This window comes from Bacillota bacterium (genome assembly GCA_013314855.1).
In the GTDB taxonomy this organism is placed as follows: Bacteria; Bacillota; Clostridia; order Acetivibrionales; family DUMC01; genus Ch48.
Genome location: JABUEW010000020.1, coordinates 14,845 through 29,925, shown reverse-complemented (window position 1 = coordinate 29,925; position 15,081 = coordinate 14,845). Strand labels below are relative to the sequence as shown.

At 38.1% G+C, this 15,081-nt stretch carries 13 protein-coding genes and 1 riboswitch; all 13 genes read right to left on the bottom strand.

Translation table 11 applies throughout. From position 1 onward, the window contains the following. Window positions 1-69: 69 nt before the first annotated feature. The 13 genes from HPY74_05090 to HPY74_05030 all read right to left on the bottom strand — a co-directional run bounded on the left by HPY74_05090 (window position 70) and on the right by HPY74_05030 (window position 15,046). On the bottom strand, window positions 70-2,367 hold the full coding sequence (locus HPY74_05090; GenBank protein ID NSW90055.1) for an ATP-dependent RecD-like DNA helicase: 2,298 nt from the start codon (window positions 2,365-2,367) through the stop codon (window positions 70-72). Window positions 2,368-2,494: 127 nt separating this feature from the next. Then, window positions 2,495-2,863: a hypothetical protein gene (locus HPY74_05085; protein NSW90054.1), complete on the bottom strand. Its 369-nt coding sequence runs from the start codon at window positions 2,861-2,863 to the stop codon at window positions 2,495-2,497. Window positions 2,864-2,992: 129 nt separating this feature from the next. Beyond that, window positions 2,993-4,195 (bottom strand): methionine adenosyltransferase, encoded by a 1,203-nt coding sequence (locus tag HPY74_05080; protein ID NSW90053.1) that lies wholly within the window; start codon window positions 4,193-4,195, stop codon window positions 2,993-2,995. Window positions 4,196-4,275: 80 nt separating this feature from the next. Further along, a riboswitch (SAM riboswitch) is annotated at window positions 4,276-4,381 on the bottom strand. A 77-nt stretch (window positions 4,382-4,458) separates the two neighbouring features. Continuing rightward, on the bottom strand, window positions 4,459-6,273 hold the full coding sequence (locus tag HPY74_05075; GenBank protein NSW90052.1) for an ATP-dependent metallopeptidase FtsH/Yme1/Tma family protein: 1,815 nt from the start codon (window positions 6,271-6,273) through the stop codon (window positions 4,459-4,461). Window positions 6,274-6,398: 125 nt separating this feature from the next. After that, complete coding sequence (gene hpt, locus HPY74_05070) at window positions 6,399-6,986, bottom strand: hypoxanthine phosphoribosyltransferase (GenBank protein ID NSW90051.1); 588 nt, start codon at window positions 6,984-6,986, stop codon at window positions 6,399-6,401. A gap of 42 nt (window positions 6,987-7,028) precedes the next feature. Further along, window positions 7,029-8,570 (bottom strand): tRNA lysidine(34) synthetase TilS, encoded by a 1,542-nt coding sequence (gene tilS / locus HPY74_05065; GenBank protein NSW90050.1) that lies wholly within the window; start codon window positions 8,568-8,570, stop codon window positions 7,029-7,031. A 69-nt stretch (window positions 8,571-8,639) separates the two neighbouring features. Next, window positions 8,640-9,977, bottom strand: coding sequence for a replicative DNA helicase (dnaB, locus tag HPY74_05060; protein ID NSW90049.1), 1,338 nt, complete (start codon window positions 9,975-9,977; stop codon window positions 8,640-8,642). Between the two features lie 13 nt (window positions 9,978-9,990). Then, on the bottom strand, window positions 9,991-10,437 hold the full coding sequence (locus tag HPY74_05055) for a 50S ribosomal protein L9 (protein NSW90048.1): 447 nt from the start codon (window positions 10,435-10,437) through the stop codon (window positions 9,991-9,993). A gap of 90 nt (window positions 10,438-10,527) precedes the next feature. Then, window positions 10,528-12,534 (bottom strand): DHH family phosphoesterase, encoded by a 2,007-nt coding sequence (locus tag HPY74_05050; GenBank protein ID NSW90047.1) that lies wholly within the window; start codon window positions 12,532-12,534, stop codon window positions 10,528-10,530. A gap of 44 nt (window positions 12,535-12,578) precedes the next feature. Continuing rightward, window positions 12,579-12,917 carry a hypothetical protein gene (locus HPY74_05045; GenBank protein NSW90046.1) on the bottom strand — a complete coding sequence of 113 codons (339 nt, stop codon included), beginning with the start codon at window positions 12,915-12,917 and terminating at the stop codon, window positions 12,579-12,581. A gap of 121 nt (window positions 12,918-13,038) precedes the next feature. After that, a complete protein-coding gene (gene pheA, locus HPY74_05040; protein NSW90045.1) occupies window positions 13,039-13,905 on the bottom strand; it encodes a prephenate dehydratase in 867 nt (288 codons plus the stop codon). Window positions 13,906-14,097: 192 nt separating this feature from the next. Further along, window positions 14,098-14,388 carry a 30S ribosomal protein S18 gene (locus HPY74_05035; protein ID NSW90044.1) on the bottom strand — a complete coding sequence of 97 codons (291 nt, stop codon included), beginning with the start codon at window positions 14,386-14,388 and terminating at the stop codon, window positions 14,098-14,100. Between the two features lie 211 nt (window positions 14,389-14,599). Next, window positions 14,600-15,046 carry a single-stranded DNA-binding protein gene (locus HPY74_05030; protein NSW90043.1) on the bottom strand — a complete coding sequence of 149 codons (447 nt, stop codon included), beginning with the start codon at window positions 15,044-15,046 and terminating at the stop codon, window positions 14,600-14,602. Window positions 15,047-15,081: the final 35 nt, after the last annotated feature.

The following is a 15,081-nucleotide window of genomic DNA, read 5'->3' as shown; positions in this document are numbered from 1 at the left end:
TATCGGATTAAATTTTTGATACTATAATGTAACATTCAAGTGGTCGATTAGTCGATTGCAATACTTGCATTAGTATCTATCTATCTTTCCACATTTTGCAAGCTTGTCCCCCAATCCGGAATATCTTAATGTTTCCCTGTCATTTTGCACCATATTGTACAATACTTTTTCCATTCCCACAATAATCACCAGGTCTCTGGCTCTTGTTATTGCCGTATATAAAAGGTTCCGCGTCATTAATACCGGCGGGCCGGAAAACACAGGCAATATTACTACGGGAAATTCGCTTCCCTGGCTCTTGTGTATTGTTATCGCATAAGCAGGCTCTATTTCATCAAAAGCATCGAAGGAATACTCTACAATCTTATCATCGTCAAACACTACCGTTATAATTTCATCTTCTTCATCTATACTGTGTATGATGCCTGTATCACCGTTAAATACCCCCATACCCTCTATATTTGTATCATTTGTATCATTTGTTCCAGTGATGCTTAAGTCCTTAACATTATGACTGTCTTTAACCTTCACCCATTTAATATTATAATTGTTCTTAATTTGCATTACTTTGTCACCCTCCCTGTATAAAAAGTTCGGGAAGGCTTTTTCCTTCTTATTTCGGCCCTTAGGGTTTAGTTCCTTCTGGAGTTCTATATTCAAGTTTGCTACCCCAACATGGCCTTTTTTAGTAGGAGTCAACACCTGTATATCCTTAATGGGGTCGTACCCGAATTGGGCGGGGATCCTCCTGCTGCACAACTCTACTACTGTTTTTACTATGCTATCCGCATTTTCACGTGAGACAAAAAAGAAATCTTTATTTTTGATATTAAATATGGGTTTTTCTCCCCTGTTTACCCTGTGGGCGTTTACAACAATCATGCTTTCTTCTGCCTGTCTGAACACCTCTGTAAGCCTTACAGTCTTAACCGACCCGCTCATAATAATATCCTTGAGCACATTGCCGGGGCCTACAGAAGGCAACTGGTCCACATCTCCCACAAGTATAAGCTTTGCACCAGGTTTTACAGCTTTAACCAGGGAATCCATGAGGAATATATCTACCATTGACATTTCGTCTACAATTATCACATCTGCATCTATGGGGTTTAATTCAGTCCTTCCAAATGAAGGCTCCTCATCTTCACCAAGGTACCCCGTTTCAAGAAGCCGGTGTATGGTTTTCGCATGAAAACCTGTAGCTTCCGTCATCCGCTTTGCAGCTCTCCCCGTTGGCGCTGCCAGCGCTATTTCGTAGCCCTCCTTTTTAAGAAGCTTAATTATGCTTTTTATTATTGTTGTTTTACCTGTTCCCGGTCCTCCGGTAATAACCAGCACTCCATTTGTAAGTGCCTCTTTTATGGCATATTTCTGCGCTTCGGCAAGCGTAATTCCGTCCTTTTCGTGCACATATTTTATCGTTTTGTCTATTCTTTCATTTATTGCTTTATACACATCCTTTTTGTCTGATAATGAACCATATTTTGACAAAGCCAAAAGCCTTGAAGCTACACTAATTTCAGCCTGGTATAGCTGACTTAAATAGACTTTGTCCTTTTTCCCTTCTTCCCTTTCCATATATATAGAACCCTTGAATACCATAGATGCTAAAGCATTGCTTATATTCTCAATATCAACTTCCAAAAGTTCTAAGGAATATTCTTCTAATTTTTCCAGAGGAAGATACGTATGGCCGTTAAGAGCAGCCTGGGACAATACATATTTTATACCGCTGCAGATACGAAGTTCCGAAGAAGGGTCAATCCCCAGACTTTTTGCAATACGATCTGCAATTTTAAAAGTAATAGCCGTTATCTCATCGGTAAGCCTGTACGGATTCTTTTTTATCTCTTCTATAGTACTGTCTCCAAAAATCTTATATATTTTTGCGGTATATGCAGGACTTATGCCATATTCGTGCAGAAAGGATACAATTCCGGTAAATTGTCTGTGTTTTGCAAAGGCTTTTCCGATTTCAAGGGCTTTTGGAAGTCCTATGCCTTTTATTTCAGTTAATCTTTCAGGTTGCTCCAATATGATTTTGAGAGTGTCATCCCCAAATTTTCTGACAACTTTTTTTGCTGTAGCTTTCCTTATGCCCTTGATTACCCCAGCTGCCAGATATTTTTCAATTGCTTCCGCCGTTTCAGGCATAATCTTTTCGTAATACTCTACCTGCACCTGGTCTCCGTAGTCAGGATGGGTTACCCATGCACCCCTTATCCTCAGTATTTCACCTTCGGATAAAAAGGGCATATAACCTACAACCGTCACTACGCCGTTTTCACAAGCCACTTCACATACAACGTAACCATTTGCCTCGTTGGAAAAAATAATTTCTTCTACCGTACCTTCGATAACAACCACTATATCCGCTGCACCCCACCGTATTAGCATTATTTTGAAACTAATTATTATTTTTAGTATACAATATATTTACAATATATCCAATCCATTCTTCAAAAAAAATGGGCCCGTTTTACCCGCCGTGTTTTTAAGTTTTTGTCCCTTCTTCACTAAAATCATCAAAAATTTTATCCTTATCCTTTTCAGATAAAATTTCCATATTGTGGTAGGTATTTTTAAGCCGTTGTAAAATTTCCACTGTTTTGTCAGTTGAACCCATGTCTACTATATAAAAGTTGTCTCCCTGTATTATACTTTCCAGAATTCCCCCTGAAAAAATACTTCTTACCACTCCTTCAATTATTTCCCCCTGGTTCTTTACTATTAATGCCATTCTCATATTAGAATTTCTCAGGTTGATATTACGGTAAAAACGCCTTACTATCGTTGCAATTATTGATATAAAACCATATAACGCCAATATGTACATGATTAAACGAAATATTTGTGCCAACATTAGAAAACACCCCTCATTTATAATATGCTGTGAGGTGTATTTTGTTACAGTCAATTGGCAATTGTAAAAAAAGCTGCCTTGAAATTTGTTAATTCAGGGCAGCCGTTATTTTTAAGACCCAATTATATACTATATTGTCACCGCACTCATAACCTCTTTTTTAAATATTTCCGCCTTGTCGGTTTTCTCCCATGTTAAATCCAAATCTGTCCTTCCAAAGTGTCCGTAAGCTGCAACCTGCTTATATATTGGTCGCCTTAAATCCAGCATTTTAATAATGGCCGCAGGTCTTAAATCAAAATGCTTATTTATCAGCTTAACAATATGTGTATCAGGAATTACCCCTGTACCAAAGGTATCAACAGAAACTGATATAGGTTTTGCTACCCCTATGGCATATGCAAGCTGCACCTCACATTTGCGGGCAAGTCCTGCAGCAACAATATTCTTAGCAACATAACGGGCCGCATAGGAAGCTGACCTATCAACCTTTGTCGGATCTTTCCCGGAAAACGCTCCACCTCCATGACGGGCATATCCTCCATAAGTATCAACAATAATTTTTCTCCCCGTCAATCCTGAATCACCCTGAGGCCCTCCAACCACAAAGCTGCCCGTCGGGTTAACATATATTTTCATGTTATCATCCATAAGCTCCCCTGGAATTGTTGGTTTAATAACATAGCGGATAATGTCCCTTTCTATAGTATCGTGGTCAACATCCTGACTATGCTGGCTTGATACCACAACGGTATCCACCCTTACAGGCTTATCCCCCTCATATTCCACAGTTACCTGTGATTTCCCGTCAGGCCTTAAATATGGAATAATTCCCTCTTTTCTAACTACGCTCAGCCTTTTCGCCAGCTTATGGGCAAGTGATATGGGCATGGGCATAAGTTCGGGAGTTTCGTCACAGGCAAACCCAAACATCATACCCTGGTCTCCAGCTCCTATAGCTTCGATGCCATTGTCAACCATTTCTCCTCTTTTAGCTTCCAGAGCACGGTTAACCCCCATAGCTATGTCAGGAGACTGCTCGTCAATTGATGTAATAACAGCACATGTATCACAGTCAAAACCATATTTTGCCCTGTCATAACCAATCTCCCTTATTGTCTCCCTAACGATTTTTGGAATATCAACATAGCAGTCTGTCGTGATTTCACCAATTACAAGCACTAATCCGGTTGTAACAGCTGTTTCGCATGCAACTCTTGCCATAGGATCCTTTTCTATAATTGCATCCAGCACTGCATCAGAGATCTGGTCGCAAATTTTATCAGGATGGCCTTCAGTAACTGATTCAGATGTAAATAGTTTTCTTTCCATTTTAATATCTCCCCTCTTCAATTTATTGTTTTCCGGAACAAATAAAAAGCCTCTTAAACAATGAAGAGGTTTAATTTTGCTCCTCATCTCTCAGGATTACATCCTGCAGGAATTGGCACCGATGCATATAAAATGCCGGTTGCCGGGTTTCATCGGGCCCAGTCCCTCCACCTCTCTTGATAAGGCAAAACTATATTTATTTTGTTACAAATTAATTTAACACATTCACAAACTTAAGTCAAGTTTATGAAAAAACTGCAATCTCACGCACTTACAAACAGTTCTTCAAATTCCTGCCCTTCCAACTTCTCTTTTTCTATTAGTGTAGCTGCAATAGTATGGAGCTTGTTTATATTTTCTTTGAGTATATTTACTATCTTTTGATAGGAATTATCAATTATATTCTTAACTTCCATATCAATTTCCGCAGCTATCTGCTCACTATAATTTCTTGTATGGGCAAAATCCCTACCCAGGAAAATTTCATCTGTCTCACTACCGAATATAAGGTTGCTGAGTCTTTCACTCATACCATATCTTGTTATCATGTTTCTTGCTACATTGTTTGCTTCTTTCAGATCATTGTAGGCTCCTGTACTTATTTCCCCAAGGACTATTTCTTCGGCAGCTCTTCCACCTAACGCTATTGCTATCTTTTCCATGAGTTGTGACCTGGTAAGGTATGTTTTATCCTCCTCAGGTTTAAATGCGGTATACCCGCCTGCTCTACCCGAAGGTATTATTGAAATCCTGTCTACTTTATCAGTAGTTGATATAAGTTTGACAGCAATAGCATGACCTGCCTCATGGTAAGCAGTAAGCCGTTTCTCGCTTTCACTCATTACCCTGCTCTTCTTCTCCGGACCCATTATAACTTTAAATGTAGCTTCTTTAATTTCCTCCGGCTCAATTTTCCTCTTATTCTTCCTTGCCGCAAGAAGAGCCGCTTCATTCAGTAAATTCTCCAGGTCAGCTCCGGTAAACCCTGGAGTGCTCTTGGCAAGTTCGTTTAATTTTACTTCGGGGGATAGAGGTTTTCCTCTTGCATGCACCTTTAATATTTCTTCTCTTCCTTTTATGTCCGGCAAACCCACAAATATCCGCCTGTCAAATCTCCCGGGCCTTAATAAAGCCGGGTCAAGTATATCTGGCCTGTTCGTGGCAGCAAGGACAATGACTCCTTCATTTATACCAAACCCATCCATCTCAACGAGCAGCTGGTTTAGTGTCTGCTCCCTCTCGTCGTGTCCTCCTCCCAGTCCTGCACCCCTATGCCTACCAACAGCATCTATTTCATCGATAAAAACTATACATGGTGCATTTTTCTTTGCCTGCTCAAAAAGGTCTCTTACCCTGGAGGCACCTACACCAACAAACATCTCTACAAAATCGGAACCGCTGATACTGAAAAACGGAACACCTGCTTCACCCGATACCGCCCTTGCCAGCAAAGTTTTACCTGTACCCGGAGGTCCTACAAGCAGCACACCTTTTGGTATCCTTGCACCAAGCTCAATAAACTTCTTCGGCATTTTCAGATATTCTACAATTTCCGCTAATTCTTCCTTTTCTTCATCTGCACCGGCAACATCATTAAAAGTTACTTTCCTCTTCTCATCGGTACTCATTTTTGCTCTGCTTTTACCAAAAGACATAACCCGGCTACCGCCGCCTCCCTGGGATTGCTGAAGGAAAAACACCCAGAAAAGCACAAAAATAACAATAAGCCCTACAGTTGGCAATATTGCAACCCACCATGGAGCTGTAGGCGGAAACTCCGTCCTTACCCTTATCTGACCGTTTTTCATCTGCTCGGAAACTTCAGATAAAAAAGTCCCTACATCAGGTATATATATAACATATTTATTAACCCTATCGGTAATATACGGCTTTTTCAAAACAACCGTAGCCTTTTGTCCTTCTAAGACAACTTCACTTACATTATTGTTATGAATTTCCCTTATTAAATCCGAATAATCCATATTTATAGGATTATCAGTACCTTGGGACAAAGCCAATATAAATAATATTATCACAAATAATACTATATAAAAGCTTAAACCTTTCAAATATTTCAAATATCTCCCTCCCTGCCTGCAGTACAAAATATAGTCTTTGCAGCAGTGCTTTTTCCCGTTATTTTATATTAGCATATATATAATTAAAATACAATAAATTGTTGTTTATTTTCATCATTTTCTCGCTATTTTTTCTTATAAACTTCAGGATTCAAGACGCATAAATCGGGAAGATTCCTGTATCTTCCTTTATAGTCAAGGCCATAGCCTATAACAAATTCATTGGGTATCTCTATCCCCTTGTAATCTACAGTTATATTTACCCTTCTTCTAGAAGGTTTATCAAATATTGCACATATTTTCACACTTTTGGGGCCCCTTGTCCTAAAAAGCTCCTTTAAATGTTTTAGCGTGAGACCTGTATCCACAATATCCTCAACTATCAGGACATGTTTATTGGAGATATTTATATCCACATCCTTTATTATACGTACAATTCCGGAAGATTCCGTATCATTCGCATAACTGGAAACCGATATCAGGTCCATATCTGCATTGATAGTAAGTTCTCTCATGAGATCTGCAAGAAATATAAAAGCACCTTTCAATACACCTATTAATACCAGCTCGCAATTTTTATAATCTTCCGAAATCTTTTTGCCTAATTCCTTTACCTTTTCGGCAATTTTCTCTCTCGGTACCAGTATCCTTTCAACCTCATTATTAAATTGATCATTATTAAATTGATTATTAACTTCATTATTGCTGCATATCAAGTTCTACACCCCCGCGTTAAGTATTTCCCTTCCTCTGTTTCAATTCTTGCTTTTTCTAAATTCCAACCTTAATATACTTTTAGTGTTTTCAGTTATTTTGAATTTATCACTTATCTTGTACCCAATAACCCACACTATTTCTTTCCCTTTAGCAATCAGAGGTATGCGATTTCTGATTTCCCTGGGTATCTTATTGTCTATAAAGTATTCTTTTAATTTTTTTGTACCTTTACATTTATAGGGAGCAATTATGTCTCCCTCTTCCCTATTCCTTATATTTATCCCTGCTTTTAGTTTATCATAATCAAAAAATTGTACTAGTGAATTATAGCTCAAATTTTTAAATATCTCAACATCAAATGAATTTCTATCAATAACAGTTGCTTCCAGGTAAGCATCCAGGACTTCTATAGGTGTAATCCCCGGTATTTCAAGCTTTTTGTTAAAATAAGTAAATTTAGCTTCTCTATTTTCTCCTGCAGTTTCCCGGGACAATTCACAGGGCAGTTCATTAGAAAGCTTGTCATACATATATATTTTTAAAATATTGTAGGATTTCGCTACACGAATATTATGGGGCAGGCAGATTTGGGAACCTGTCCTTCCTTCCAGGCATAACCCAAGTATTTTTTCAATGTGGACACTTTCTATAGACATCAAATTTCCTTTAACTTTTTCTATTGCCTTCCTTATAACCCTTTTTCTGATGGCGTTATGGCAATTCATTATTTTTTTTATATCCAGTTCTATTCCATTAACTAAATTCATTTGGTCATCCAACTTCTTTGCATTGTCCAACTCAATTGCATTACCGTATGCTTCCAACAAATGCTCATTCAATACACATTCTTTATATTGCTCCGTGGCCACTTCTTCAAGATAACAGTAGTCATCTCTTATTAAATCTGCCATTCTATTAGTGCTTTCCACCATATCTATGCTAAAACTCTTAGATATATAAGGTATTAGTTCCAGCCTCACTTTATTCCTGGTATAAATGCTTTTTAGGTTCGTACTGTCAGTACGTGGATTTAGATTATTCATAATACAATATTCTTCTATTTCATTCCTTCCAATGTCCAGTAGAGGTCTTATTACTTTTCCCCTTTTATAATCCATTCCCCTAAGCCCGTCAAGGCCTGTGCCCCGGATTATATTCATTATTATTGTTTCAGCCTGGTCATTTCTGTTGTGGGCTACCGCAATTTTACAATTACCTATTTGGCCGGCAAGTAAAGCAAACTGGCTATACCTTTCCTCCCTTGCAGCCTCTTCTATTGAAATGCCTTTTTTATCTGATATTTCCCTGATATTTAAAGATACAGAAAACAATTTGATGCCCAGTTGGTTGCAAAGCTCCTTTACATACTCTTCATCCATGTCCGATTCCCTACCCCGCAGCATATGATTTATATGGACAGCAAATATCCCTTCTATCTTAAGTTGGTGAGACAGGGATAAGGAATAAAGGACATGAAGGAGACAGACAGAGTCCGGCCCTCCTGAAACTCCTACAAGAACTGACTCCCCGGGTTCAATAAGACTATGCTTTTTTATTGTTTTAAGTACCTTCTCCTGTATTTCTCTTGCTTTCGTATTTTCCCACTGCATTTCGCTTACTCCCGAATTTTTATTCTATGTTTCGACTATTTATGTTCTTTTTAAATTGCCGAATTTCGTATATTGACCTAGCCATACCAACTCTATAGTTCCTGTAGAGCCGTTCCTATGCTTGGCAATTATTATTTCAGCTATATTCTTCTTATCCGTATCCTGGTTATAATAGTCATCCCTATATATAAATATTACCATATCAGCATCTTGTTCAATAGCTCCCGACTCCCTCAAGTCACTGAGGACAGGGCGGTGGTCCGACCTGGTTTCAGGAGCACGGCTTAACTGGGACAAAGTTATCACGGGCACTTTTATTTCTTTTGCCAATATTTTCAATGACCTGGAAATCTCCGATATTTCCTGTTGCCTGTTTTCAACTCTTCCTCTTCCCTGCATCAACTGCAAATAGTCTATAATTACAAGTCCCAAATTTTTTTCAAGCTTAAGCCTCCTGCATTTTGCCCTAATTTCCATAACTGAAGCTCCAGGAGTATCATCAATATAAATAGGAGCATCAGATAAAGGGCCAAGAGTATGGGCAATTTTGTCCCAGTCTTCATCATCCAGGTTCCCGGTCCTCATTTTCTGGCTGTCAATCAGGGCCTCACTGCATAATATCCTGTTGACCAGCTGTTCTCTGGACATTTCAAGGCTAAAGATAGCAACAGGTATCTTTTTATATATAGCTGCATACTGGGCAATGTTAAGGGCAAAGGAAGTTTTTCCCATAGACGGCCGGGCGGCTATGAGTATTAAATCCGAATCCTGGAATCCGGAGGTTTTATAGTCTAAATCTATAAAACCGGAAGGCACTCCCGTAATAAACTCTTTTTTATTGTATAATTCTTCCAGGCGGTTGAAGGTTTCTACCAATATTTCCTTTACATGGTAAAATCCTTTGGAGCTGCGTTTCTGGAGTATATCAAAAATATTTCTTTCTGCATTATCCAGGATTACGGAAATCTCATCAGAGGCCTCATAACTCATATCTATAATTTTGGAAGAGGCTTTGATAAGCTTTCTTAAGATCGACTTTTCTTCTACAATATTGGCATAATGCTTTACATTAGCTGTTGTCGGTACTGAAGTAGCTATGTTAGTGATATATTCCAGGCCCCCTACCTTATCCAGTGTCCCTCTTGCTTTCAATTGCTCTGTAACTGTTATAAGATCCACAGGCTCCGCTTTATTGAAAAGGTCCATTATAGCTTCATATATTTCACCATGGTCATCCCTATAAAAATCGTCACTTCTTAGTATTTCAGCAACAACAGGTATGGCTTCCTTATCCAGGAGCATAGACCCCAGGACAGACTGTTCTGCTTCAATATTCTGTGGGGGTATCCTTCCCAATATATTTAACTCTGTTGCCATTGCTAAAACCTCTCTATTCCTGTTCTATATTCACCTTTAATAATGCACTTACCCCTGCATAAAATTTTACTTCAACCTCATAAGTTCCTAAACTTTTTATAGCTTCAGGCAGATGAATTTTCTTTTTATCAATATTAATTTTCATGCTTTTTTGCAGACTTTCCGCAATATCCATGGATGTAATTGAGCCAAAAAGCTTTCCGCTCTCTCCTGCCTTGGTTTTTATTGTAATAACCGTATTATTGAGTTTACCAGCCAGGGCTTTTGCATTCTCCAATTCCTTATCTTTTTTTAGTTTTTCTGCTTCCTTTCTATTTCTAATAATACTGAGATTACCTTCAGTAGCTTCCACCGCCAGACCTTTTGGCAGGAGATAATTTCTGGCATAACCGTCCTTTACTTCAATTATGCTATCTTTCTCCCCCAGGCTTTTTACATCCTGTTTTAAAATAACCTTCATCGTGAAACCCCTCCTCAATTATCCATTATTCATTTATTCATTATCATTCATCCATTATTTATCTACCACACTGCACTGTACTGTCTATTACTACCCGTTGTTATTCGTTTCGCTTATATACTCTATTATAGCATGTTTTAGTTTTTCTTTAGCCTCATTAACAGAAATATCTTGAAGTTGCGCCCCCGCTACAGTCTGATGCCCTCCCCCGCCCAGTTTTTCCAGTACAACCTGTACATTTAATTCACCAAGAGACCTCCCGCTTATAGATACACCATTATTAACAGAACATAACACAAATGCAGCTATTATGCCTGAAAGGCTCAACAGCTCATCGGCAGCTTTAGCAGCTGTAAGTAAAGTATTTTTTATATTGGGCGGACAAATGGATATGGCAATGCTATTCTCCATTATCTCTGCATCTCTTACGATAGCGGAAATATTTAAAAATGTTGATAAATCATTTTGAAACAGTTGTCTTACCGATAAAGGGTCGACACCTTGCTTCTTTAAGAATGAGGCAGCTTCGAAAGTCCTGATCCCTGTCTTGAAGGTAAACCATTTTGTATCCATTACTATACCGGCATATAAAGCTTCAGCCTCAACAGGTTTCAGTTTTAACTTTTCATCTACATACTGGATTATCTCTGTTACAAGTTCACATGTAGAAGATGCATAAATCTCCTGGTAAACAAGCGTGGCATCTTGGATGTAATCTGTTCCTCTCCTGTGATGGTCAATAACCACCACCTGGTTGGTATATTTAAGAAGTTCAGGGTATTCTGTGTATTTTGTCCTGTAAGTATCCACAATAATTAGCAAAGTTTTGCCGTTAATCCTGTTAAGGGCCTCACCTCTTTCCAGGAACAAATTATTGTACTCCTGGGTTTTTTCTATCCTGGCCAACATACTGTCAATTGTAGGGTTTGATTGGCTTAAAACAATATATGCGTCTTTATTTCTGCTTTTAGCAATCCTGTATATTCCCAATGCAGCACCTATAGCATCTATATCCGGGTTTTCGTGACCCATAATCATAACCTGTGAACATTGGTCTATTAACTCTCTTAAGGCATAAGATATAACCCTTGCCTTAACACGGGTATGTTTTTCAAGTTCTCTCGTCTTACCACCATAAAACTTGAAACTATTTTTGTTATTAAGAACAACCTGGTCTCCTCCCCTTCCAAGAGCCAGGTCTATAGCTGCACTTGCTGCAGCCAGGTTCTGGGACAGGGTTCCGTTATTTATGCCTAAACCTATACTAAGAGTCACAGGGATTTTATTCCCCACATTTATCTCTTTTACAGTATCAAGAATCTCAAACTTTTTATCCTCAAAGTCCTTCAGATATTTATATTCAAACAAAAATAAATACTTGTCTCTTTCAAATTTTTTTAGAATTCCTCCGGTAAAACCCATCCATTGCACAATTTTTTTATCTATTTCAGCAAGTATTTGGGGACGCGCCACGTCTTCCATGCTCTGCATAAGTTCATCATAGTTATCTATAATTATAATCCCTGTAACAGGCTTTTCTTCATTATATTTTGTTTTTAGCTCTACAATTTCCGTATTATCTAAAAAATACAAAAGAAGTATATAGTCTGTAACATCGGTCCTTCCCTGTATTTTAATAAAATTCCCCATCACTTTGTAATAGGTTTCATTTATTTTTATTTCTCTTAAAATATTTGTCTGGTTATTTAACAGGCTGTAAGGATGAAGCTCGGCAACAAAGGAACTGATGGTGTTTTCCAGTAGTTGCTCTCCATTAAATATCTTCCTGAATTTCTGGTTATACCAGATTATTGTACCGTCAAGTTCAACTACGACAAGGGGCATAGGAAAATTTAGCAAAGTGTCTTTTGAGGCTGAATCTATATTAAAGGTGAGATTTTCTATATACTTTGCAATGTCTCTTTGCCTTCTGCAGTTAGCCCTGAAATTATATATTACCAGAGCTATAAACAGTAAATACCCCGGTATGGCTATTCGCCAGTCCAGCCAAGTTATTACCACCAACAAAATTAATATTATCCAAAGATAAGAGCTTGTCCGTGGTATAAAGATTCGTGAATATTTCTTATTATTCATCTAAACTCCTCTTCCCCCGGGGTTATTTCATTTTTGTCCCTGAACTACTTCATCTTAGCTCTTGAGCTGTTCAGGTGCTTTGCCAATTCTGAAAGGTCACCATAATGTTTTTCCACATCATGGGATTCTATAAGGCCTAGCCTTATTTTACTTTCTATTTTCATTTCAATAGCATTATAACTGATACCTAATCGCCTTCCTAATAAATAACATATTAAAATAATATTGGATAATGTTTCGGAAATAGACTCATGTAATTCTTCCCTGGCTCCATTGACCAAAGTCCTAAACAAATTGGCAATATCTGTTAAAAGCTCACTTTTCAGCCACTCAATTATCTTAATGTTTCTCGTTATATCAATTTCCTTATCATATAAACCCATATTAACCACTTCCCTCTATCGCTAACCACTTCTCTATATCAACGGCTGTTTACCTACAATATCCGCCTACTTACTTGTATTTTAATCTACTGTTTTATTATTCGACCACTTTTCAACATTGTTAGGGATGTATAGCCCGGTACAACCCATATTTAGGATAAGAACCTAAAAATTTATAAAATGATGTTTTCCTTTTTACCATAGTTAAAGCGTCACGTACATCATCGTCATCCCTGTGCCCTTCTATATCAACAAAAAAAATATAACTTCCAAGCTGTTTTTTAGCCGGTCTGGATTCAATCCTGGTCATATTTATATCCCATAAATTAAAAATGTCAAGGATCCTGTATAAACTTCCCGGTTTATCCTCAGTGGAAAACACTATTGAGGTCTTATCAAAACCTGTCCTTTGGCTGTCACATTTAGATACAACTGCAAACCTCGTAAAATTATTTTCACCATCTTGAATATCTCGTGCATAAATATCCAGACCATAAGCTTCTGCAGCAATTGCAGACCCTATAGCTGCCGAATCGCCTTCTCCTGCAGCTACCATCTCTGCAGCTCCTGCCGTACTGTAAACAAGTTTAATCTCTGCTTTATGGAAATTATTAGAAATATATTTTCTGCACTGGCCAATAGGCTGAGGATGGGAAATGATGTATTTAATGTTTTCCGGGCAGCTTTCTTTTTTAATTAAAAGGTTCTGCCTTATTGCAATAATTATTTCTGCCTTAATTTTTAAATTTACTTCAGTTGCCATCATATCCAAAGTTTCACTTACAGCACCTTCTAAAGAGTTCTCTAAAGGTACCAAAGCCTCTTCTATCTCACCTTTCTCAACCTCAACAAGCATATCACGTATTGTACTGTAATCACATTCTTTATACTCTTCAACTTCAGTTTCCCGCCCTAAAATGTCAAGGTAAGTTTTCACCGCTTCCTGGGAAAATGTCCCTTTTGGCCCTAAAAATCCTATTTTTCGCATAATACCTGCCGCCCACCTCATAAATCATAAAATTATTCAATAAATTATTCAATACTTTTGTGTTGGTCCACCAGTAGTCATAAGTTTTAGATAAAATAAGCCGGTCATCCTTTATAAACTTGCTATGAAGTATAATACCGGCTCATTATTTTGTACTATATTCCCCTAATTCATCTATTACATCATTATAAACTAATCAGCTATATATGGCAATAATGCGATGTGCCTTGCACGTTTTATCTCCCTGGTAAGTTGCCGTTGATGTTTTGCACAATTCCCGGAAACCCTTCTTGGAAGGATTTTACCCCTCTCAGAGATAAACTTTTTCAATCTTGCAATATCTTTATAATCTATATTTTCAACTTTTTCAACACAAAAAACACATACTTTTTTTCTTTGTCTTCTTACCTTATAACCGCCTTTAGCATCGGCCTTATCATAATTTTCTTTTCCGCTGCTTTTTTCTTTCTTCTGACCCGGCATATCCTATAAACCTCCTTTCAATCGAATCAATCAGCTAATTATTCAAATCATAGCCTGCCTTCATTGCCTGTGGCCTACCGAGGTTATCTTTATCTTGACGACAACATGCTTCTTAAAGCCCGCTTATCCGAAAAACTCCAACAGAAAATCATCTGTCCGAAAATATCCGAAATAACCATCGGGCTTCCCCAAAAGATCCGGTTACTTACCGCTAGAAGGGCAGATCATCATTATCTTCTATCTGGTAAAAACCGTCTTCCTTGGCTAGCTCGGCATTACTTTCCTGGCCACTGCCATCCATCATATTATCGGCAGGACGATGCATACTGCTTTCATCACGTTTGCTATCGGCAAAATATGCTTCCTCGGCAATCACTTCAGTTACATAATGCCTTTTACCCTCATTATCATCCCATGTCCTGGTCTGAATTCTTCCAACTACTGCTACCTGTTGTCCTTTTTGGAAATACCTGCTGCAAAATTCAGCCGTCTTCCCCCAGACAACAATAGGTATAAAGTCTGTCTGTTTTTCTTCACCCTGCCTTGAAAACCTCCGGTCTACCGCTAGTGTGAAATTACATACAGCCGTGTTAGTATTACTTGTGTACCTTAATTCGGGGTCCCTGGTAAGTCTCCCCATCAATATAGCTTTATTCATAAAATATCACCCTATATAAATATTTACCAATTTTT